14 protein-coding genes are annotated in these 23,548 nt (G+C 55.5%); 9 read left to right on the top strand and 5 right to left on the bottom strand.

Annotated elements, in window-relative coordinates; genetic code table 11:
- The first annotated feature begins 60 nt into the window (after positions 1 to 60).
- The 4 genes from GCU45_RS10730 (at position 61) to GCU45_RS10715 (ending at position 5,600) form a co-directional block, all read left to right on the top strand.
- Positions 61 to 1,728 carry an extracellular solute-binding protein gene (locus GCU45_RS10730; protein WP_244364512.1) on the top strand — a complete coding sequence of 556 codons (1,668 nt, stop codon included), beginning with the start codon at positions 61 to 63 and terminating at the stop codon, positions 1,726 to 1,728.
- Between the two features lie 164 nt (positions 1,729 to 1,892).
- On the top strand, positions 1,893 to 3,668 hold the full coding sequence (locus tag GCU45_RS10725; RefSeq protein ID WP_152398907.1) for an alpha-1,3-galactosidase-related protein: 1,776 nt from the start codon (positions 1,893 to 1,895) through the stop codon (positions 3,666 to 3,668).
- Between the two features lie 17 nt (positions 3,669 to 3,685).
- Positions 3,686 to 4,330 carry an HAD family hydrolase gene (locus tag GCU45_RS10720; protein WP_152398906.1) on the top strand — a complete coding sequence of 215 codons (645 nt, stop codon included), beginning with the start codon at positions 3,686 to 3,688 and terminating at the stop codon, positions 4,328 to 4,330.
- A complete protein-coding gene (locus GCU45_RS10715) occupies positions 4,317 to 5,600 on the top strand; it encodes an SGNH/GDSL hydrolase family protein (protein WP_152398905.1) in 1,284 nt (427 codons plus the stop codon). Before GCU45_RS10720 ends, GCU45_RS10715 begins: the two co-directional genes overlap by 14 nt.
- Positions 5,601 to 5,843: 243 nt before the next feature.
- On the opposite strand, the gene GCU45_RS10710 is transcribed toward GCU45_RS10715, so the two are convergent.
- The 4 genes from GCU45_RS10710 to GCU45_RS10695 all read right to left on the bottom strand — a co-directional run bounded on the left by GCU45_RS10710 (position 5,844) and on the right by GCU45_RS10695 (position 10,956).
- Positions 5,844 to 6,743 carry an aminoglycoside 6-adenylyltransferase gene (locus tag GCU45_RS10710; RefSeq protein WP_152398904.1) on the bottom strand — a complete coding sequence of 300 codons (900 nt, stop codon included), beginning with the start codon at positions 6,741 to 6,743 and terminating at the stop codon, positions 5,844 to 5,846.
- Between the two features lie 715 nt (positions 6,744 to 7,458).
- Positions 7,459 to 7,905 (bottom strand): DUF5301 domain-containing protein, encoded by a 447-nt coding sequence (locus GCU45_RS10705; protein ID WP_152398903.1) that lies wholly within the window; start codon positions 7,903 to 7,905, stop codon positions 7,459 to 7,461.
- 1,164 nt (positions 7,906 to 9,069) lie between these two features.
- Positions 9,070 to 9,963, bottom strand: coding sequence for a carbohydrate ABC transporter permease (locus tag GCU45_RS10700; protein WP_076175584.1), 894 nt, complete (start codon positions 9,961 to 9,963; stop codon positions 9,070 to 9,072).
- A gap of 21 nt (positions 9,964 to 9,984) precedes the next feature.
- On the bottom strand, positions 9,985 to 10,956 hold the full coding sequence (locus tag GCU45_RS10695) for an ABC transporter permease (RefSeq protein WP_105441951.1): 972 nt from the start codon (positions 10,954 to 10,956) through the stop codon (positions 9,985 to 9,987).
- Positions 10,957 to 11,222: 266 nt separating this feature from the next.
- On the opposite strand from GCU45_RS10695, the gene GCU45_RS10690 reads away from it, so the two are divergent.
- The 4 genes from GCU45_RS10690 (at position 11,223) to GCU45_RS10675 (ending at position 18,576) form a co-directional block, all read left to right on the top strand.
- Entirely contained in the window at positions 11,223 to 12,770 is a 1,548-nt protein-coding gene (locus tag GCU45_RS10690; RefSeq protein WP_152398902.1) for a response regulator, read from the top strand.
- Positions 12,739 to 14,553, top strand: a complete 1,815-nt coding sequence (locus GCU45_RS10685) for a cache domain-containing sensor histidine kinase (RefSeq protein ID WP_152398901.1) — start codon at positions 12,739 to 12,741, stop codon at positions 14,551 to 14,553. Before GCU45_RS10690 ends, GCU45_RS10685 begins: the two co-directional genes overlap by 32 nt.
- A gap of 139 nt (positions 14,554 to 14,692) precedes the next feature.
- Positions 14,693 to 16,318 carry an ABC transporter substrate-binding protein gene (locus tag GCU45_RS10680; RefSeq protein ID WP_105441949.1) on the top strand — a complete coding sequence of 542 codons (1,626 nt, stop codon included), beginning with the start codon at positions 14,693 to 14,695 and terminating at the stop codon, positions 16,316 to 16,318.
- Positions 16,319 to 16,449: 131 nt separating this feature from the next.
- Complete coding sequence (locus tag GCU45_RS10675; RefSeq protein ID WP_425281274.1) at positions 16,450 to 18,576, top strand: alpha-galactosidase; 2,127 nt, start codon at positions 16,450 to 16,452, stop codon at positions 18,574 to 18,576.
- A 247-nt stretch (positions 18,577 to 18,823) separates the two neighbouring features.
- Here GCU45_RS10675 and GCU45_RS34170 read toward each other — a convergent pair whose 3' ends face one another.
- Positions 18,824 to 20,002 (bottom strand): AraC family transcriptional regulator, encoded by a 1,179-nt coding sequence (locus GCU45_RS34170; protein ID WP_244364511.1) that lies wholly within the window; start codon positions 20,000 to 20,002, stop codon positions 18,824 to 18,826.
- Between the two features lie 192 nt (positions 20,003 to 20,194).
- Between GCU45_RS34170 and GCU45_RS10660 the strand changes: the two genes are divergently transcribed.
- Complete coding sequence (locus GCU45_RS10660) at positions 20,195 to 23,536, top strand: DUF5107 domain-containing protein (protein WP_152398900.1); 3,342 nt, start codon at positions 20,195 to 20,197, stop codon at positions 23,534 to 23,536.
- The last annotated feature ends 12 nt before the right edge of the window (positions 23,537 to 23,548 follow it).

The raw sequence follows: 23,548 nt of genomic DNA, 5'->3' as shown, positions 1-23,548 counted from the left end.
TTTGAGAAGAGGAAGGCATTACAAGATTGCTGCAGAACTATTAAAAAGGGAGCGATTCGATTGAAAAAAAGCCTAATACGAATGTTTATCCTGCTGATGGCCACCTTCATCGTCATCAGCGGCTGCTCCGGCAAAAAGACAGATAGCCCGGACAGCGCACAGGGAGGCGGTACCGCAGCCGACGGAGGATCGTCGAAGCCTGTACAGGTCAGCGTGTTCGCTGTCCAGGAATCGGGAATCGACATTCCGACGAACAAGTTTACCAAATTCGTCGAGGACAAATTTAACATTCAGTTTAAATGGCAGATTAACCCTTCCGACGGAGCCAAAGAGAAACGCCAGATTTCGCTGGCAAGCGGCGATTACCCCGATGCTTATCTGCTGACAGCCTACATCGATGAATTTTCACAGGCCGATGTCTTGAAATACGGGCAGCAGGGGGTGCTGATTCCTCTGAACGATCTGATCGACCAATATGGGCCCAACATCAAGAAGGCGATGGAAGAGAGTCCTGAAATGAAAGCTCTTGTCACGGCCCCTGATGGCAATATCTATGGGCTTGGAGCCTACACCGAATGCTTCCACTGTTCCTATCCGAACAAAATGTGGCTCAATACCGAATGGCTGAAAAAGCTCAATCTTCAAGAGCCGAAGACCACGGAGGAATTCAGAGAGGTTCTGAAGGCTTTTAAAACGAAAGATCCCAACGGCAACGGCAAAGCCGACGAAGTTCCGCTCAGCGGTTCGACAGAGGACTTCGGCGTCCGCATCATTCCTTATCTGATGAACAGCTTTATCTATGACGATGACCGGAATTATTTGACGATGAGCAGCGGCAAAGTGCAGTCCGCCGCCATTACGCCGGAGTGGAAGGAAGGATTGAAATACGTTAAGTCCCTTTATGATGAAGGACTGATCGACCCGGGTGCATTTACGCAAAATGCTGAGGCCTTCAAAAAAGTCGGCGAAAATGCCGGTGCTGAAATTCTTGGCGCAGGAGCAGGCATGCACCCGGCCATCTTTGTCAATATCGACCCGGGCAACACCCGTTCCGCACACTATAACCCGCTGCCGCCATTGACTGGTCCGAACGGCATCTCGTATGCCACGCATGATGCCGGGGGCGTCACTTCCGGAGCCAAATTCGTGATTACGAATAAAGCAAGCAAAGAAGCGCAGATCGCATTAATCAAAATGGTGGATTATATGTTCACGCCCGAAGGGCAAACCAATGCCGGAACCGGTATGAAGGGCATCGATTGGACGGATCCGGAGCCGGGAGACAAAGCGCTTGGTGAAGGCGTCAAGCCGATGGTCAAAACGATTCCGACGAAGGAAGGCGAGCAGCCGCACAATGCGGGATGGAGCGGAATGGGGCATTTCTACATGCCGAAAGAATACCGCGACACCTGGGTACAGGGCACCGATATTTACGCTTCGGACGGCTATGAGCGCAGACTGTACAACGCTACGCTTCTGTACCAAGGACATGAGCCTAAAGAAATCTTCCCGATTTGGTCTGTCTGGATCGATCCAACCGAAATCGACGAAGCCAGCATGCTGCAGACCAACCTGAAAAATTACATTGAGCAAAATGAACTGCAGTTCGTGACCGGCAACAAAGACCTGGACAAAGACTGGGACGCTTATGTGAAAGGCTTGAAGGACCTGCAGCTTGACCGTTACCTTGAAATTTTGCAGACGGCTTATGATAAATTAGCAAAATAATACGATATAACAAGGAACCGGCGGCCGGCTAAGCCTGCTGGTTCCTTTGCGGGATGCCGGTTCTATAACAGACTGGCATCTTCCGCGTTTTCCTTTATTTTTGCAACACGGGCTGCGATTGTAATTCAAGGATGGGGCAGACAACGCATCGAAAGGAGCAAGGCATGACTGATTCTGGAAATCCGGGTCCGGCGCTGTTCAAAATGATATCACTGGCGGACTTTGGCGACGCTGAGGGCTTACAAGCCAATGCAGGGGTGGCCATGCGGCTTGCACTCGAGGCAGCCGGTTCGCATGATGGCCCTGTCGTATTGGACGTCCCATTTGGAACATATCATTTTTATCCGGAACATGCCGTCAAGGCGGCTTATCATATTACCAATACGGCCAGCGAGGAGGAAAACCCGGACGTCACTAAAACGGTCGCGCTGCTGCTGAAGGGGCTTCGCCGGCTGACGCTGGAGGGGAACGGTTCCCTTTTTGTGATTCACGGCAAGCAAACGATGCTGCTGCTGGACGGCTGCGCGGATATCGAAATCCGCAACCTGTGCTTCGACTATGCGGTGCCGACCGTGACCGAGATGACCGTGGAGCGGCGCGGAGAGCATGAGCTCGACGTTTGCGTGCATCCGGATTCACATTATGAACTGGAAAACGGACGTCTCACTTGGGCCGGTGAAGGATGGAGGTTCCGGGAAGGGCCGATACAGCACTGCGACTTGGTCCAAAATGCCACCTGGCGTGTGGAAGATTGGCCGTCACGGGCTGAGCGTATTGAGGAAATCGGCAGCCGGCGGCTGCGGTTTCATTTTGAGGAGGAACCCGTTCCGCATGTTTCGCCTGGAATGACCGTACAAATGAGAGACGGTATTCGCGACCAGGTCGGCGTGCTGATCCTGGAATGCGAGAGGATCCGTCTGATCGGCATGGGCCTTCATTTTATGCATGGGCTGGGCATCGTCGGCCAGTTTAGCGCGGATTTGACCTTCGCCGATCTGGATGTGACGCCGCGCCCTGAGACAGGGAGAACGGTGGCGGGCTTCGCCGATTTTATCCATTGTTCAGGCTGCCGGGGCCGCGTTTCGATCACGGACAGCCGGTTTGCCGGAGCCCATGACGATGCGATCAACGTTCACGGCACATACCTCCGCATCGTCGGCCAGCCGGCGCCCGATCAAGTGCGGGTTCGATTCATGCATCCGCAAACGTATGGATTCCGCGCCTTCTTTTCGGGGGACGAGTTAGCTTTTGTCGATGCGCGCAGTCTTACGTCCTATGCTTTCGGACGGATCGCCGCCGTGAAGATGCTCGGCCCCCGCGAGTTTCTTCTGACATTGGAGCAGCCGGCCCCGGCATCGATAGGGGCGTATGATGTCATCGAGAACGTGACGTGGACACCGGAGGTCGTGATCGAAAGGAACCATTTTGCCAGAATACCGACCCGGGGCATACTGGTGTCGTCGCCGCGGAAGACGGTCATAGAGGGCAACAGGTTTGAACGCATGAACATGAGTGCCGTTCTGGTTGCGGGTGACGCGAATTCCTGGTATGAATCAGGCGCTGTCACGGATGTGCGCATTGCGGGCAACCAATTTATCGACTGCGGCGGAGAGGAGCATCCCGTGATCCGGATCGCTCCCGAGAATGAGCCTTCCGTGCCGGACGTGCCGGAAGTGCCGGTCCACCGCAACATCCGGATCGAGGACAACCGGTTCAGAACGGCTCATGCCGTGCTGCTGTCGGCGCAAAGCACGGAAGGGCTTGCCTTCTACCGAAACGAGATTTTGCTCGTTGGGAAGGTTGGCAGTAAAGATGGGCTATCTCCGGGCGGGCTCATTAATGGGCTGTACCCCGACGGACTTTTTAAGCTGGAACGCTGCAGCGGAGTTAATATGGCCGACAATTCGGTCGACTTCATGGTGGCTCCGACAGACGAATAGAACGAGGAATAAAGGAGATGGACGTCATCGACAAGAAAAGACTGATCGTATTTTTGGACAGTGGGGATACGCTGGTGGATGAGTCTACCGAGGTTCGTGACGAAGACGGAATCGTGGTTAGCGCCGACCTGATTCCGGGGGCCGCGGAGATGGTGAAGACGCTGCATTCGCTTGGCTTTACGCTTGCGCTCGTGGCCGACGGAGACGCACAATCCTTTAAAAACGTGCTGAGTCAGCACCGCCTGCACGATTATTTCGATGCGCTCATCATTTCCGAGCTGATCAAGGCCACCAAGCCGAGCCCGCGGATGTTTAAAGCGGCGATCGGTGCGCTGAACGGGTCCGAAGCGGATTTTGCCCGCATCGTCATGGTCGGCAACAATTTGAGCAGGGATATTAAAGGAGCGAACGCCCTTGGCATCATCAGCGTTTTTCAAAGCTGGACGCCAAGGTACCCCCATACGCCGGCAGACGAGTCTGAGCAGCCTGCTTATACGATCAGCGAACCGATGCAGCTCATCGAACTTGTCAATCGGCTGGAAGTGGAGCTTGGGGCAGCGGAAACGGAAGGAGAAAGCTCCGAACCCCGGAAAGTACGGCAAGAGCGGCAGGAGCGGCAGGAACGCCAAGCAAAGGGGGCCGAGGACCATGCCGCATTCTAAGCCGATTCATCCGCATGCGTATCCCCAACCCATCATCCATACCCGGAGCGGTCTACCCGCATTTCAGGATAAGTTACGCAAGGGACTGCCCGTAACCGTTGCCTTCCTTGGCGGGTCCATCACAGAGGGAGCGGGAGCTTCGGACGCAGATAAGACCAGCTGGCGGGGTCTGACGCAGGCCTGGCTCGAGGATCGGCACGGCGCCGGCCGGGTGGCCTGCATCAACGCCGGTGTCGGCGGCACCGACTCGACCTTCGGCGCGCACCGGCTGCAGGAGCATGTCCTGGAGCACGGGCCGGTCGATCTTCTGTTCGTCGAATTCAGCGTCAACGACGGGACGGACCGCAGCGAGTCGATCCGCGGCATGGAGGGGATCGTCCGCGGCTGCAAGCGACGCTCGCCGCAGACGGACCTTTGCTTTGTCTACACCGCGGCGGACAAAAATTTGGGACCGGGCGTCCCGTTCAACATCGCAGTACATGAGGAGGTCGCCGCTTATTACGGCATCTCTTCCGTCAACTACGCCTCCGCCATACAGCAGGGCATCGATGAGGGGCGCTGGACATGGAGGGAACTCGCCCCGGATAGCGTCCATCCGAACGACGAGGGTCACGCGCTGTATGCCGGCTTTGCCCGGGAATTCCTGGAGCCTTTCTTTGAGACAAGAGCGGCTGCGACAGCTGAAACCGGGCTAAATTCAGGAAGCGGGGCGAAGATTGAGAACAGGAACGAGCCGGAAATCAAAGCTGAGATCGAGTCAGAAGGATCGGACATGGGATCAAGGGACACAGCCAGCGTGAAGGGGCAAGCCTCTAGCAACGAGAGGGATATCCTTTCCCTCCCGCCTTTGGAGGCGGGGAATTACGAGTACGGACGGATGATCCGGGCGGACAGCATTTTAAGCCAAAGAGGATTTGACTACAACGGGCTTCAGCATAAGCCTGTTATGAACTGGCGGTACGATGACGGACACTTGGAGGCGCTGAACGAAGGAGCAAGCCTCAGTTATATCGTGACTGGCCGCGGAACGGGACTCTGTCTGTTCATGGGCCCCGACTCCGGCATTCTGGAATACGCCGTGAACGGAGGCCCTTTTCAAGAGGTGAAACTTTTCGACGATTGGTGCAAGCTGGCTTACAGACCCGTGATCATCATGCTGGCCAGCGGTTCCGAACCGGCCGAAATGCGGGTGGAGATCAGAAACACAGGACGAAAAGACGTGGAGAGTCTGGGAACGCGACTGCAGGTGCTGCGAATCCTGAGCCATTAAAAAGGGATAGCACGTCTCGCTCTGGTCGTAACACTCGTAACACTTGAGCCACAGACCACTCTCTAAAGAAGAACGCGTAGGATCACGAAAGTTGCACGGACTACTTTCTAAAAAAACAGCCGGGCCACGAAAGCAGCAAAACCACCTTCCAAAGAAAAACCAGCCAGGCCCCCGTCAGGGTTCCGGCTGGTTTTCGATGTTATTGACGTTCGGTGCAGGTCGCAAACGTTAGTAGTGCTGTACCTACGCTTCTTTACCTGGCTCACGACCTGGCGGGAATATTTCAGCTGCCCCGGGTTCCAGTGTTCGGACACGCTCCAGGTAAGCCGTCACCCGGCGGTCATCTTCATTGGGATAGGCAAAGCCGAATTTTGCCGCCACTTCTTGCGCCGTGCTGCGGAATAGGTCGGTCATAGTAAACAGCGCGTTCCAAGCATCTTCGTATTGGCCTTTTGGATAGGTGGCCAAAAGCTGTTCCCAGCTCGATTCCTGAATGAAGCCCTTTAAGTACTTCCCGTTTTTGCCGGTGCTCACCGAGAACCCGGTAAGGATGCCGGCCTTCCATTCGAGCATCTTGACCAGCATCTCCCGGATGATGTTCAAATGGTCGAGCGCATACAGGATCTCCTGTCTCCACAAGCCTTTGGCGACGTAGGGCGAGACCCACCAAAACTCGTTGCAGCAGTCGGCAAATAATTTAGCGGTCGGCTGCTGTACCCAATACCCCTGATCCGTAGGCTCCGCCAGCTGCGGCAGGCTCTGGTCTTTGTCGAGCAGCACCACGGCCAAGCGGTCAGCGCCGTTCCAGTCATCCTTTTTATCGATCGGGCAAAGAGTCAGGTCAATCCGATTGCCATCCGTGAACAGCATGAGATACGGATAAAATCCGTCCATAGACGGAGGAACGAGCTTCATCTCCTCCGGTTTTTGCATGACGATCCGGTCGCCGAATACGTTAACCCAGTCGGGATCCTGGATAAAAGACCCCACGTCAGTCACGACATACACAATATCGTAATCCTGGAAAACATCCTTCGGTGCATTCGCATTCGTGCGCGAGCCGTTCATCCCAACGGCCCGGATACGCTCGTCGCTTTTGGCTACATTTAATATCAAATCCAACATTTCTCGTTCGCTTCTCATTCCGGGTACAGCCTCCCTTTTTTATATTCATTTGGAGTTGGTTCATGCTTACAAGAGGCGGTCCACGAATTCGGATACTCCAGCGAACGACGAGTTCACGTTATAAGTGGTCAAGCAGCTTCTTCATGATGATTGTCCTCCTTTTTAGTGGTGGGTGCATCATCGGTAGAACGGAATTGTAAGGATCATGACAGGCGGTATGCCGCCCATACCATAATTACTGACATCTTACCACAAGTTGGGGGAGGGCGGGAAAGCGGTGCTGCTCAACTTAGGTGAATTCTCCTGAAGCAAATATTCGGTAACATTCCGTTTTATGACCGGACCGTCGGGGGGCAACGAATAGTCCAAAAATCTGGATTATAAAGGGGATAGCTGAATGGTTTGTCATAAAGCGAGTTCACAGTTATTTTAGACTGATTGTCTACAGATGATGAACAAATTGAGACTTTGTCTTTTAAATGGTGGACAGAAGAACATATCCTTTCCCAACTGTTGAATTCTATATATAGTGAAAAAATGTGGTATTAGTACTAGATACAGAGGTTTTAGAGTCGATCCGCCGGCAGGAGAATGTAGTGTATCGAGTCCTTCTTTTGTAAGACAAAGTAAGAAATTGTCCATTGAGGAAGGACGGATTTGATCCTCATTGAGGTGGCCAAGAGGCGAATGCTTTTCATTTCACAATAAAAGGGACCGGGCTTGCAAGCAACAGTTATTTAAATACATTTCGAATGGCTGCAGCATCGAAGTTGTTCGTAATTTTGTATGACCTAGATGCATTTTTAGGCACGGAGGCGTTGTATTCGAAAGTATTTATGTGGTGATTGTCATAGAGAGTCATCCCGTAAACTCTTCCTTTGTCTTTTGTTTTCAGGGTCATCCAGTAGGATTCGGTAAATTCGATGTCAGATGCTCTGGATTTTTTTAATTTCGCCGCAGAAAGTGAGTTCAATATTTCATTGATTTCTTCCGAATTCGTTACATTTTTGGTGTGCTCACCCTGCTGATCGCGTTTGATAACTTCAATGGATGTAACACGGTTGGTATCGAGCTTATCAAGTACAGCTTCTTCGAGCGTAAAGGTTTTTGGTGAAAAGTAGAAAATCCCCAAGCCGACCACGATGAGGACGGCGGCCGCAAGGTATACGAGTCGTTTCATCACTTCATCCCCCTTCGTTCTGACCAATAGCGTAAAGTATGCTGCGGATTTAAAAATTTACTTTTACTCCCAATTCTATTAATAATGAGAGGCATAAATCAAGCGATAATTTGTTTCTATTCAATCAGGTTGCCTAAGGCAACCTAAGAAACGACCAATCGAGTCAGATCTGTTTCAGGGAAACACTCCATATGAGAAGCCTGCAGCCGTCGGCTTATTTTTAGAGAATGGTTGATTTCGGCTACTCCGAAATCCCGGCCTTTGGGTCGAACATGCCCCCTACACAAGCCTATCATACCCTGATATCCGAACAAGGATTTGCCGCTGTGCGTTCCTCCTTGTTCGGATAGTTCAACTACTCCGGCGGCGTGGTGCGCCTGGCGGAGTAGTTGAACTAACAGGGGAAGCATGATTGAGAAGGTGATCGATATGATCTGCATGTTCCAGGTGGCAAGCCTAACGAACCGGTGATTTTAAACTAAAAGAAGCGAATCCAAGATGACATGATATCTTTCGAACTTTGCTCAATACTTGGATGCAATAAAACAATGGCTTTAAGCAAATCAAAGCAGCCTGGCCAGAGGCCAGGCGCTGATGTCTGATCATTCTCAAGCGAGTTCACGGCGGCCAAAGCCGCCCGGAACGACCCTATTTCTTCCCTATTAAGAGTTGGGGGAAGTGGGCCCTCCCACATGCAAACGTTTAGGTTTCATTACGAATTTGCAGCAAGAACAAGCAGCCTGGCCAAAGGCCAGGCGCTGATGTCTGATCAGTCTCAGGCGAGTTCACGGCCAAAGCCGCCCGGAACGAGCCTATTCTTTCCCCATCAAGAGATGGGGAAGGGCCTCACAAACGTGGAAGTCAACGGAAAAGTGGCTCCAAGAGGAGGCGGGAATTGGGGTGGAAAGTCTACGTGCCGCCTTTGAGACCGGGTTCCAACCACCTTATCGATTCAAGGAACCCGGTCTCAACAGCGGCTGAAACCCCAATCCCGCCCCTCCCACGCACAAACGTCTGGGTTTCCTCCACTCACTCACCACTCGCACTTACCACACGCGCCAAACGTCCGGGTTTCGCCAGCCATCTAGACAGCTTGGCATAGCCAAGCCGCTCACAGACTTACCACACTCGGTTTTGCCATCCCCGCACACACCCAGTCCTTCCTCAGCTCTTGATCGCCCCCATCATGATCCCCTTCACAAAATACCGCTGCACGAACGGATAGACCAGAATGATCGGCAGGGTGGCGACCATGGTCACCGCCATCCGGATGCTCTCGCTCGATACCGGGATGCGCTTGGAGCTTTGGGCCAGCTGCTGGGCGTCGGACATCATGCTGGCCGTCTGGAACTGGTTCAGGATCTTGACCAGCACAGCCTGCAGCGTCTTCAGCTCGGGCTTGTAGGTGTACACGTAGGAATCGTACCACGAGTTCCAGTGGCCGATGGCCAGAAACAGGCCGATGGTGGCCAGCACGGGAACGCAGAGCGGCATGATGATGCGGAAAAAGATTTGCAGGTCGTTCGCACCGTCGATTTTGGACGATTCCTCGATTTCACCGGGGATTTGCTCGATAAAGGTCCGGACGAGAATCATCAGGAACACGCCGATCAGGCCGGGGAAAATATACACCCAAAACGAATCGATCAGCCCGACGGATTTGATGACCATATAGGTCGGAATCAGGCCGCCGCCGAAATACATCGTGAACACGAAGAAGAAGGAGAAGTACTTCCAGCCGATCAGGTTCCGTTTGCTGAGTGCGTAGGCCAGCATGGAGATGCAGAAGATGGACACGGCGGTGCCGACGACCGTCCGCAGCACGGTGATTTTGATGGCGCTCCAAATTTCCGGGTTGCGGAAGATGGTCATGTAGCTTTCAAAGGTCGGCACGCGCGGCCAGAAATACAGCCCTCCTTTTAACGTGTCCGTCGCGTCGTTCAGGGAAATGACGAAGATGTTCCAGAACGGATAGAACGTCGCAAGGAAGATGATGGCCAAAAAGACGTACAGTGAGGCATCGAACAGATGCTCGGGGACCGTTTTGCTGTTTTTCATATCGTAAACCTCCCGGGTCGATTAGAATAAAGACTGGCCGTTGAGCCGCTTGGCGATGCCGTTGACGATGATGACGATGATAAAAGCGACGACGGAGCTGAACATACCGACGGCCGAGGCGTAAGAGAACATGCCGTTCTGAATACCGTAGCGGAACGAATAGGTTGACAGCACATCGGAGTAGTCGCGCGTCAAATCGTTGCCGAGCAGGAAGTGTTGGTCAAAGCCGGCATTTAGAATGCCGCCGAGGGCCAGGATCAGCAAAATGACGATCGTCGGCTTCAGGTGCGGCAGCGTGATGTAACGGATCTGCTTGAAACGGCTGGCACCGTCGACCTTGGCGGCTTCGTACAGCTCCTGGTTAATGGAGGAGATGGCGGCCAGATACATGATCGAGTTGTAGCCCATGTCCTTCCACGTGTTACCGATCGCGACGATCCACCAGAAGTAGGAGCCGTGCTGCAGGAATAAAACGCTCTCACGCGTAATATGTAGAAACTTCAATATACCGTTGATTGCGCCGTCCGAGGACAGCAGCGTCACGATAATATTGGCCGCGATAACCCAGGAAATAAAGTATGGCAGATACGATGCGGTCTGCACCGTCTTTTTAAAGCGAACGCTGCGGATTTCGTTGATGGCGATGGCAATGAGGATCGGCATTGGAAACGAGAACAGCAGTGTAATTAAAGTCGACGCCAGCGTGTTGCGCATGACGATGAGAAAGTCGCCGTTGTTGAAAAAGTACTGGAACCACTTGAATCCGACAAATTCGCTGTGAAACAGCGTATGCCAGAAGCCGCCCAGCGTCGGCTGGTAATTGACAAAGGACATGTACAGCCCCACCATGGGCGTATAAGCAAAGATGAGCGCCCAGACGATCGCGGGCAGCATCATGAGGAACAGATACTTCTGTTGTTTGACGGTCACCCAGAGCTTGCGCCGGGGGATCGGGAGCTCCGATCTTTTCTGTAAAGCCAGTTCGGTTTTCATAGGGGGCACCTCGCATCTTAAGTTAACTCAAATTATAAAACCCGCAAAAAATGAGTGTCGATACGCCATTGTAACGAAAGATGCTTGAAAATGACTTACATTTGTGAGGACCCTTAGTTAAGTAACGGGAAACCACTATAATATAGAATGAGCTAAAGTTTTCTATCGTTATCGCTTGATTCACGGGGCATTTCCGTGTAAGAAAAGGACTTTCTTTAGTTCATTTCTATATAAACGTTAGCAAAAGGGGACTGGAGGGGTAGACCATGTACAGTATTTTTCTGGTGGACGACGAAGAGCTGGAGCTTGAGATGATGAGGGACTATATTCGCTGGGAAGAAATGGGGCTCTATGTCGCAGGCACGGCCGTCAATGGACGGGATGCCGTAGAGAAGATCGAGGCGATCCAGCCCGACATCGTGCTGACCGACGTGCAGATGCCGCTGATGAACGGCCTCGACCTGGCGCGGCATATCCGGGAGCGTTATGACTGGATGCAGCTCGTGTTCCTGACGGGGCACGACGAATTTGATTACGTCAAATCGGCCTTGAACGTGGGAGCCGTCGGGTATTTACTGAAACCGCTTGATCTCAGCGAAATTGTAAGCGTTATCGAAAAAGTAAAGCATCAATGCGAGGAAGTGCGGATGAAGAACCGTTCGATCCGCGTGACCCGCTCCCATATTTTGAAGGAGCTGGCCCATGAATCCGATGCGGAGCGCACCGGAAATCTGGCCGCCAGCTTTCGCCGGCTATCGCGCCACCCGGAGGGTCAGAAGTACGCATTGGCCCTGCTGCAGTTAGACGGGATCAGCGCCGAGGCACAAAGCGTATCCGTGGAAGACGGACGCGACCAGGTGTCCGAGCTGATCGGGGAATGGCTGGCCGAGAAACGAATAGATGCCGACATCGTCTTGTTCAAGGAAGGCGAGATGGGCCTATTTATGGACGCTGCGGCCAAGCCGGGTGAGTATGGTTGGAACGACCTGCTGGAGCGTATCCGGCAATCGCTGCATTTTACGGTAACGATCGCTACGGCACCGCAGGAGGAACCGTTGACGGGAATTCAGGTGCTGTACCGGCAAACTCGGGTCATATTAGCGGAGATTTTTTACACGGGAAAAGGAAAAGTCATCGGGCCGGAGGACGTTCAGCAGTCCAAGGGTGGGGAGGCGCCCGCGCTTGCGGAGAAGGAATGGATCGAAGCGCTGGACGGGCATGATCTGAAACGGGCGGGTGAGATTTTAAGTGAGCAAATCGCCAAGCTGGTGGCGCTGAGGGTTGTGAAAAACGAGGTGTGCGGCGCGGCCATCGGCTGGATCGAGCACCTGCTGGAGCACATTCACGAGCCGATTGTTGAAAGCCATAAGCGTGCCGAGCTGTACCATACCGTGTACGGCTGTCAAACCATTTACGAGATTGAAGCGCTGGTGATGGACTACGCCAAGCAGGCGGCGGATTCGGTCCGGCAGCGGTTTGCGGACAAGAACGCCAAGCTGGTGCACCAGGTGCGGACGATGATCGACCAGAACTTCCATCAGCCGATTACGATTAACAGCCTGTCGGATCAGGTGTACCTGTCGCCGAACTACCTGCGGTCCATTTTTAAAGAGAAAACGGGGATGACGATTCACGACTACCTGACCCAAATCCGACTCGACAAGGCCAAAAGCTACCTTGCCGACGAATCGCTGAAGGTGCAGGACATCGCTCAGATGGTGGGTTACGAGAGCACGTCCTACTTTATTTCCTTATTCGTGAAAAACCAAGGAGTCACGCCGAATGAATACCGAAAACATCTCCTTCTGGGATAAAATCGCTGCGCGCATTCCGTTCACCCGGACAGGCAGGCTTGCCCGCCCGCGCCTGCGGCACAAATTTTTCCTCATCTTTCTGATCGTCATTATTCTGCCGTTCTCCATTCTGATCTATTATTCGTATACGTCGACCCGCAGCACGATTACGAAGCAGACGTATACTGCGCTCAATGTGACATTGGCCCAGATCAACACCAACGTGGAGAAGCGGCTGGATTACTATAACCAGCTGTCGAACATTTTGTACATGGATGCCCAGCTGCGCAATTATTTATCGACGGATTACGAGCAGGCGTTTTATTATTTGGACGCTTTTCAATACATCAACCGCACGCTGCCCTCACTGATGACACTGAATTCCAATATTCAGAACATCACGATCTTTACCGGCAACAAAACGCTGTACTCCGACGGCCAGTATGTGAAATATATGGAGGAGCTGCCCGCGGAGATCAAAGAAAAGGCGCTGAAAGCCGCCGGAAGCACCGTCTATACCCATACGGACGACTACACGGCGCCGGATGCGCATTTTACGCTGGCCCGTTCGCTGAGCTATTTCAGCCTCCAGCATCCCTACGGGATTTTAACGCTGGATATTAGCGACAACGAGCTGTACTCCCTCATCAAGATGGAAAACAACAACAAAAGCGTCTACATTATCGACGAAAATGGAAGGATCATCAGCACGGGGGATCAGAACCTGGCTTCCAGCCTGCTGTACGACCTTTATCCCATTCAAAAGGAGCTGAGCGGGAAATCGGGTCATTTTGACTTGAAAATGAACGGGCAGGAGCGCTTTTTCACCTATAACAAGCTGAGCAACGGCTGGAGTACGGTCATTACCGTGCCGTATGACGAGCTGTTGTCCAACACGAACAAGGCTACGGGAAAAATCATCTGGTTCTCCGCGATCACGATCAGCATCGCCATTCTGTTGCTGTATTTCACCACCAAGGTGCTGACCAAACGGATCGAGGTGCTGCTGCAGCAGATCCGCAAGGTGGAACGGGGCGACTTCCGCCTCTCCATCAAACCGATGGGGCATGATGAGATCGGCCAGCTGTCTTTTGCCTTTAATAAAATGGCCTCAACGATCCAGAATCTGATCCAGGATGTGTACGTGAAGGAAATCGCCATGAAGGAATCGGAGCTGAACACGCTGCAGGCGCAGATCAATCCGCATTTTCTGTATAACACGCTGTCGTCGATCTCTTCACTGGCCTTGAAAGAGGGGGCCGGGCAGGTCTACCGCATGGTCAACTATTTGGCCAAGTACTACCGGGTGTCGCTGAACAAGGGAAAGCGGATCATTCTGGTGGAGCAGGAAATCAATCTCGTCAAAAATTACGTGGCGATTCAGGACATCCGTTTCCGGGACAAGCTGCATATGCACTACGACCTCGATGAAGAGCTGTTCCAGCGGACGACGATCAAGCTGATTTTGCAGCCTTTTATCGAGAACTGCATCAACCACGCGATGTGGGACGAGTCGGGCGTTAACATTAACGTCAAGCTGCAGCGGGACGGGCATGACATGCTGCTGCAGGTCATTGACGACGGTGCCGGGATGACGGCGGAGCAGCTGGACCAGGCAATGCAGAAGAGCGACAGTCCTTCCGGAGCTTCCGGATACGGCATCAAAAACGTGGATGACCGCATTAAGCTCACTTATGGCGGGGAATACGGGGTGTCCATGTTCAGCAAACCGGGCATCGGCACCGCCGTCACGATCCGGATACCGCTCGATCCGCCTCCGTCTGCCGCAAAAGCACCGGGATGAGAAGCCGCGTTGAAACGATGAAAGACGTTTTCCATTATGAATTGTAATATTGCGTTATAGCTAATTGAACTCCCCGTTTTTACAATTAGACATGTATTCGGGAACAAGAATATGACGACTTCAGAAAGGGGTTCAGGCAATGAAAACGATCAAAGGGATTCTCGCGGCAGCCCTCGTTATGACAGCGCTTACTGGCTGTGGCGGCGGAGGAGGCGAGAAAGCGGCATCCGGTGATGACAAAGGCGCGGCCGCGGACAGCAATGCGCCGATCACGCTGACGTGGTTCGATAAAAATACGGGGGATGCGTTCAACAACCCGGTGGCCAAAGCGATTACGGAAAAGACCGGCGTCACGGTAGAGATTCAACAGCCGACCGGCAACCCGGTGGAGAAGCTGAACCTGATGCTGGCGAGCGGCGACCTGCCGGACGTCGTCATGCTGGACCGCGGCAGCGACATCATGAACAAATATATTTCATCGGGCGCGATTATCCCGCTGAACGATCTGATCGACAAATACGGTCCGCATATTAAAGAAATGTACGGCGACACCCTGGCCAAAACGAAAAACGACGACGGGAAAAACTATTATTTTGCCAATTGGTACGGCCTTGAGAAATACCCGGTCTTCGGCTTTATGATGCGTATGGATATGATGAAGGAGCTCGGCGTCGGGGACAAAGTGAACAACGGCGAGCCGTTTACGGCAGAAGAGTTCGAGAACCTCCTGGTGAAGTTCAAGGAGAAATATCCGACGATCGACGGCAAGGAATCGATCCCGATGACGCTGAACGGCGAAAATATCGGCAGCGTATCCGGCACCTTCAAAGGCATGTTCGGCATGATGCCGTATTATGAAACGAACGGAGAGCTGAAGAAGGACATCCGCGATCCGCGTTACCTGGAGATGGTGAAATTCCTGAACTCCTTGTACCGTAAAGGACTGCTCGACAAGGAATGGGCGACGATGAAAACGAAGCAGTTCGAGCAGAAGCTGGCGGGCGGCAACGTGTTCGCTACGGCCGAAGCGCTGTGGAACGTGGGCAACCCCAACTCGCTGCTGAAATCGGAAGCGTCCGATCCGGCCAAAGCCGACGAGCGCCAGTTCTATCAATATAAAGTGCTGGCTCCGGGCGTGAGCGCCGACCAGACGACGTATGGTCCGAAGAGCTCCTTGGGCTGGGACGGCGTAGCGATCACCCGCTCGAACAAGGATCCGGAGCGTACGATGAAGCTGCTGGACTTCCTGGCCAGCGAGGAGGGACAGTACCTCCTGATGTGGGGCGTGGAAGGCAAGGACTGGGACATGAAGGACGGCAAGCATGTGCCGCGTCCGGAAGTGCTCGATGCGTTCAAGAAAAACTGGGATGAGGCTTCCCGGACGACAGGCATCCGCAAATGGACGTGGATGATCAAGAACGGACCGGGCTCGGATGGCACACCTTACGACCTGATCGGCCGCTTCCAGTCTGATCCGGTGACGGACCTGGCGATTAAAAACCTGGCCGATACCTCCTTTGACACAGCCCCATACGATAATTTGGGACCTGCGGGCGGTACGCCGGAAGCGATCATGGATACGAAGGTCAACGATACGATCAACAAATATTTCCTGAAGATGGCCCTGGCTCCGACCGAAGAGCAGGTGACCGAGCAGTACAACCAAATGATGAAGGAAGTCGAGGCGGCTGGCCTCTCCAAACTGGAGAAAATCTACACCGAGAACTATAAGAAGCGCCAGCAGCTGTGGACGGAGTCTAAATAACGCAAGCGGGGGAGGAAAAGACGGCCTTTGTCTTTGGCCTCCCTTCTTTGCCGGGGCGCAGGCCGTGATGGCTTGCACGCCCGAAGCTAGCGGGAAACGATCCATTTTCAAACGGTAAAGGATGAGGGACGATGGGAAATGTAGACATGCAGTTTGAGTTTGAGGAAAAAAGCCGGATCTTTGCGATTCATACGCAGCGCAGCTCCTACGTGTTCGGGATCAATGAACGGGACCGGCTGCAGCATCTGTATTGGGGCGAGCTTGTCACGATCGACGACTGCGCGCCGCTGCTGCGAGGGCGGTCGCATAGCTCCTTTGACGCCGAAGTGGATATGGAGGCCGAGGAGTACAGCTTTTGGGGCGGGGTCAACTATGACGAGCCTTCCCTGAAGGTGCGCATGCCGGACGGCGTCCGGGACCTTTCGGCGGGTTATGTGCGCCATGAAATCCGCGAGGAGGACGGCCGGCAGACGCTGGTCATTGTGTTGAAGGACCGGGTCTACCCGCTGGAAGCCCATCTGCTGTACCGGGTCATTCCGGAATATGACCTGATTGAGCGTTCCGCGCGCATCGTCAATACCGGCGGGGAGGACATCGTCCTTGAGAGCGTCCAGTCGGCTGCGTGGAGCCTGCCGGATCTGCGGGATTACCGGCTGACGCATGTCACCGGCAAATGGTCGGGCGAATTCCAGCTTCGCCGCAACGTGCTGAGCGAGGGGAAAAAGGTGCTGGAGTCGCGCAGAGGCTTTACCGACAGCCACACTAACCCGTGGTTTGCCGTCGATGAAGGCCAGTCGACCGAAACGGACGGCCGCGTCTGGTTCGGAGCGCTCGCCTGGAGCGGCAACTGGAAGATTACCGCGGAGAAAACGGTGTTCAATCATGTCCGGGTGACCGGCGGGATCAACGATTTCGACAGCGAGTGGGTGCTGGGAGCCGGCGAGTCGTTCGATGCGCCGTGGTTTGTTGGCGGGTACACGGCCGGCGGCTTCGGCGGCATGAGCCGGAATCTGCATCAGTACCAGCAGGCGTACGTGCTGCCAAGCTCTGAGCCGCGCAAGGTGCTGTACAACTCCTGGGAGGCGACGTATTTCAACGTGAACGCCGCGGACCAGATGGCTCTGGCCGAGCGGGCCGCGCGGATGGGCGTCGAGCTGTTCGTCGTCGACGACGGCTGGTTCGGCCAGCGGAACCACGACCGGGCCGGGCTTGGAGACTGGTACGTGAATAAGGAGAAGTTTCCGAACGGTTTGGGCGAGCTGATCGGCAAGGTTCACGAGCTTGGCATGGAGTTCGGCATCTGGGTCGAGCCGGAGGCGGTCAATCCGGACAGCGACTTGTACCGGGCTCACCCGGATTGGGTGTATCATTTCGAGACGCGGCCGCGGACGGAGCTGCGCAACCAGCTGCTGCTGAACATTTCGAAGCCGGAGGTCAAGGCGTACATCCTCCAGTTCATGACCGAGCTGCTGCAGAACCACCACATCAAGTTCATCAAATGGGACATGAACCGCACGGTCACCGAGCCGGGGATGCCGGGCCATCCGCTGCACCGGCAGAAGGAGCTGTGGATCCGCCACGTTCACAGCCTGTACGAGATTTGGGCCGAGCTGCGGCGCCGGTTCCCGCATGTGGAATTCGAGACGTGCGCGGGCGGCGGCGCGCGGATCGACCTCGGCATCTTCCGGTATGCCGACCAGTCCTGGCCGAGCGACAACACCGACGCGTTCGACCGCTTAAGCATCCAGGAGGGCTTCTCGTACACGTATGCGCCGCGGATGATGACCTGCTGGGTGACAGAATCGCCGACAGGCATGAACAAGCGGAATGTGTCGCTGAAGTACCGGTTCCACAGCGCGATGATTGGCACGCTCGGCATCGGCTCCAACCTGAACGAGTGGAGCGACGAGCTGATCGAGCAGTCCTGCGAATTCATCCGCCAGTACAAGGCGATCCGCCCGCTTGTGCAGTTCGGCCGCCAGTACCGGCTGGCCGATCTCCAGCACAAGGGCGTTACCGCCGTGCAGTATGTCGATGATGCCGGCACGGACAGCGCCGTGTTCGCCTTCCTGCATTCGCAGCGCCTCGGCGAACCGCTGCCGAGGCTGCGCCTGCAGGGGCTGCAGGCGGACCGGGCGTACGCCATCGAAGGGCTGCCCGGCAGCTGGAGCGGACGCGCGCTGATGAACATCGGGATTGAGCTGCCGCTGTGGGGCGATTTTGACAGCCTGCTGTACCGGGTGACGGCGGTGGAGTAGGCGAATGTTGGCTGGTGGCCGGTAGATGGCCGGCAGGCTGTAGACCGCCCAGCTGATGGGGCTCACCGGCGGTAGTTTGCGAGCCGGTCCCGGGTCAAAAGGCGATGACCATTCAGCCGCACGAACTGAAGAGAGTGGACGTGAGGACGCCCCCGGGGAAATTGCCGGGGGCGTCTTTTTCTTATGGGGCAGGACGTAGTGCTGAGCCGAGTTACTTGAGACAAAGAAGACACCTGGCCCCCCCATTTTACCCCTTCCGCGTCCCCCGGTACTCGGAGGGCGACTTGCCCATAATTTTTTTGAACAGCCGAGAGAAGTAATACGGGTCCTGGAACCCGAGCCGATGGCTGATTTCCTTTACGCTTTGCCCGGTGAGGTCCAGGTGCCTGCAGGCCAGCTGGATTTTCAGCCGCAGGTAGTAGTCGATCGGCGAGTAGCCGGTCGCCTCCTTGAAGCGCTGGATAAAATGCGGAACTGACACACGCGCCTGAGCCGCAAGCTGCTTCAGTGTGACGGTGCCTTCCAGGCGGTCCATCATATACCGCACCGTTTGCGTGATATCGTGCTGGCTGTGGCGGAAAATCCCATCCTGCGGCTGCAGCCGGCACAGTCTCAAAATCGCCGCCAGGTGATGCGCCAGCTGCGACACATAAATGATATGGTTCAGCGTATAGCCCTGCTCCAGAAGCGCATACCCTTCCTGGAACAGCTCCGTCAGCTGGCGCGCTTTGTCCGGAGGCAGGGTGACGGAAAGGGATGCGGCGGCGGTTTTAACCGGACGGGAAGGCGGCTCTGTCAGGTCCCCGCTGTCCGAGGCTCCCGGTGCACCCACACCTAGGGCAGTCTTAACGTCTGATAGACTCCCTGCCGCGCCAGCGCTCGCACCGATATTCCATTCATCCGATTCGCTAACATGCGTACTGGTTTCCTCGGCCTCTGGCCCGTGACCTGACTCGTGTCCTGGCTCATGCCCTGACTCGTGTCCTGACTCGTGCCCTGGACCGGGTCCCATACCAAATCCCTCAAAAAACGCCTCTGTCTGCTCCCCCTTGAAATGCCACCAGTAAATGCTCCACGGATGCTCCTCCGACGAGCCATAGGCGTGGGGAGTCCGCGCGGGAATCACGATGGCCTGGCCCTGGCCGACCGGCTGCGCCCGGCCGCTTCCCAAGCGGTACCAGCCTTCTCCTTCCATGCAAAATATGACGATGACCGCTTCGCTGCCTTCGGGCCGCTCCCGGTAATGATGCAGCGCGCGCGGGAAGTATCCGGTATCGGTCACGTAGAGGGGACGGACCAGCGGATGCGACGACGCCTCCATCAGAATATGATCCGGCAGGACGATGAGTTTCTCGGATTTGAATCCGTCGGGTTTTCGTATCTTTTCCATAGTATTTACTATGGTTTGGGCCATGTACTTTGTCAATGGAAACCTCCGTCTCAACACTCCCTATCAACACTGAAAAATCATAATATAATCCATCATTCTCATGAGATCGTGAATGGAGGGCGTCGCCGCTTCCTTTTAAGATGAGGATAGAGTTTTGAAAGGTTCCCGAATGCAGACATCGCCATTGCCAATGATACAAGCGGCAAGCGAAAGAAAGGATGAGTCAGCATGGCCAAAGCGCCTGAAGAAGTAAAGGTATGGGAAGAGCGGGTGGAAATCCCGACTTACGAGGCAGGTAAGCCCGATCCGAACCCGATGTTTTTGGAGAAGCGCGTGTACCAAGGAAGCTCGGGACGGGTCTATCCGCTGCCGGTCATCGATAAAATTTACGACGAAAAAGTTTCGAAGTCGTACCGTATCATCTTTTTGGAAAATGAATACGTCCAGATCCAGGTCATGCCGGAGATCGGCGGACGGATTTACCGGGCGGTCGACAAGACGAACGGGTACGACTTTGTCTATCATAACCAGGTGATCAAGCCGGCGCTGGTGGGCCTTGCCGGACCGTGGATTTCCGGGGGGATCGAGTTCAACTGGCCGCAGCATCACCGCCCGAACACGTTCGGCGAGGTGGAGCATACGATCGAACGCAATCCGGATGGAAGCGCAACGGTATGGGTCGGGGAAATCGACCGCATGTACGGCACCAAGGTGACGACCGGCTTCACCCTCCATCCGGGCAAGGCCTACCTCGAAATTCAGGCCCAGCTGTACAACCGGACAGCGGCGCCGCAGACGTTTCTGTGGTGGGCCAACCCGGCGGTCGCGGTCAACGACCACACGCAGTCCGTGTTTCCGCCGGACGTGCATGCGGTGTTCGACCACGGGAAGCGCGACGTGTCCAAGTTTCCGATCGCCACGGGCACGTATTATAAAATGGACTACTCCGCCGGCGTAGACATTTCCAAATACAGCAACATTCCCGTGCCCACCTCCTACATGGCCTACCACTCGGACTATAATTTTGTCGGCGGTTACGACCACGGTGTCGGCGCAGGGCTGCTGCATGTCGCGAACAGGCATGTGTCGCCAGGGAAAAAGCAGTGGACCTGGGGACACGGGGAGTTCGGCCAGGCGTGGGACCGCAATTTGACGGACGAGGACGGTCCGTACATCGAGCTCATGACAGGAGTCTACACCGACAACCAGCCGGACTTCAGCTGGCTCGCGCCGTACGAGGAGAAGAGCTTCAAGCAGTATTTCATGCCGTATAAAAAAATAGGTCTGGTGAAGAACGCCTCCATCGACGCGGCCGTAAACCTGGAGACGGCGGACGGGCAGGCAATAGTTCAGGTGTACGCCACTTCGGTGTTTGAACAAGCGCGCGTGCTGCTGAAGAGCGCCGGACAGATCGTTCTGGACAAAATCGTGAAGCTGTCGCCGAGCGACGTGTTCCAGGCAGAGGTGAACATTGGCGCCGAAGTCCGGGAAGAGGAGCTGCGGGTCATCGTACTGGACGCGGACGGAAGGGAGCTGATCTCCTACCGGCCGATACCGAAAAAGATCGAGCAGGTCCCCGATCCGGCCAAAGCCATCGAGGCGCCGGAGCTGCTGCCAAGCACCGAAGCGCTATATTTGGCGGGACTGCATCTGGAGCAGTACCGGCACGCGACCCGTGAGCCGGAAGCTTATTATTTGGAGGGCCTGAAGCGGGATCCCGGCGACATCCGGCTGAACAACGCTTACGGACTGCTGCTGCTGCGGAGGGGATGCTTTGAGAACAGCGAGGTGTATTTCCGAAAAGCGATCGAGACGCTGACGCGCCACAACGCAAGGCCGTATGACAGCGAGCCATTCTATCACCTCGGCCAGACGCTCAAATGGCAGGGGAGGCTCGAAGAGGCATACGCCGCCTTCTACAAGAGCGTGTGGACGGGAGCATGGCAGGCGGCGGGATACTTTGCCCTCGCGCAGATCGCCTGCGGGCAGGGGCAGTACGACGAGGCGCTCGAGCTGGTGGACCGTTCCCTGAACGTCCAATACCGTCATTACAAGGCCCGTCATCTCAAAAGCGTCATCCTGCGGAGGCTGGGTCGCGCCGCAGAGGCCGAGACGCTCGTGCGGGAGACGATCCGCATCGATCCGGTGGAATTCGCGGCCCGTAACGAGCTGATCGCCGTATACCGCGATACCGGCCGGACAGCTGAGGCGCAGGAGGCGCTGGACAGCCTGGCGGGCCTCATGCGCGGCGATGCGCACAATTACATCGCCTTGGCTCAGGATTACGCCGAAGCCGGCCAGTACGCTGTCGCGCTGGAGGTCCTGGGCCGCATCGCAGCACCGGACCAGCCGGGTGTCTACCCGATGGTCCGCTATTACCAGGCGAGCTGGAGCCGGAAAAACGGACAGGATGAGCAGGCAGCCGCTTATGATGAGCTGGCTGCTGCGGCGGATCCGGCGTACTGCTTCCCGAACACGCTGCACGATTACGCCGTGCTCAAAGAAGCGGAGGCGCTGCACCCAGAAGACGCCAAGGCAAGGTACTACTTGGGCAACCTGCTCTATGACAAAAAGCGCCATGCCGAGGCGGCCGCGTGCTGGGAAGCTTCGGTGGCTCTGGACGGCAGCTTTGCAACGCCTTACCGCAACTTGGCGCTCGCCTACTACAACAAGCTGAACCGTCCGGACGACGCGCAAGCAGCGCTGGAGACGGCGTTTCGGCTGAACCCGGCGGACGCACGTGTCTTTTACGAGCTGGACCAGCTGTACAAAAAGATCGGCCGCCCGCCGGAGTCACGGCTGCAGGCGCTGGAAGCGCACCGAGAGCTTGTAGAGCTTCGGGATGACCTGTACCTCGAATACTTAACGCTGCACAATACGCTGAACTGCCATGAGGAGGCGCTCAGTCTCATTCTGGCCCGCAGCTTCCATCCATGGGAAGGCGGGGAAGGCAAAGTGCCGGCTCAATACGTGACTGCCCGTGTCGAAATTGCCAAAAGGCTGCTGAACGAAGGCCGGGCGGAGGAGGCCGCCGAGCAGCTGCTGCTCGCGAAGCAGTACCCGCTGAACATCGGCGAGGGCAAGCTGGAAGGCGCTCAGGAGAACAACATCGACTATTACCTCGGCGTGGCGTACGGCCTGCTCGGCCGGCAGGAGGAAGCGCAAAATGCGCTGCTTCAGGCGTCGCAAGGGCTGGAGGAGCCGGCCAGCGCCATGTATTACAACGACCAGCCGCCGCACATGATTTTCTACCAGGGCGCGGCCCTGCGCAGGCAGGGGCGGGAAGCGGAAGCGCGGAGCCGCTTCAACAAGCTGGTCGACTACGGGGAAAAGCATCTGTTCGACCAGCCGCAAATCGATTATTTCGCCGTGTCGCTTCCCGACTTCCTCGTGTTTGAGGACGATCTGCACAAGCGCAACGAAATCCACTGCCATTACATGATGGGACTTGGGCAGCTGGGTCTGGGCCGAATTCGGGAAGCCGAGGAGCATTTCCGGCAGGCGCTGGCGCTGGAGCCGCATCATCAGGGGGCCGCGCAGCATCTTGAAGTATGCCGGACGGGAATATGACGTCTCAGGCCG

Source organism: Paenibacillus cellulositrophicus, from assembly GCF_009363095.1.
Taxonomy (GTDB): Bacteria; Bacillota; Bacilli; order Paenibacillales; family Paenibacillaceae; genus Paenibacillus_AQ; species Paenibacillus_AQ favisporus.
Note: the sequence above shows the minus strand (reverse complement) of the source record. Positions and strands in the feature narration are given on the sequence as shown.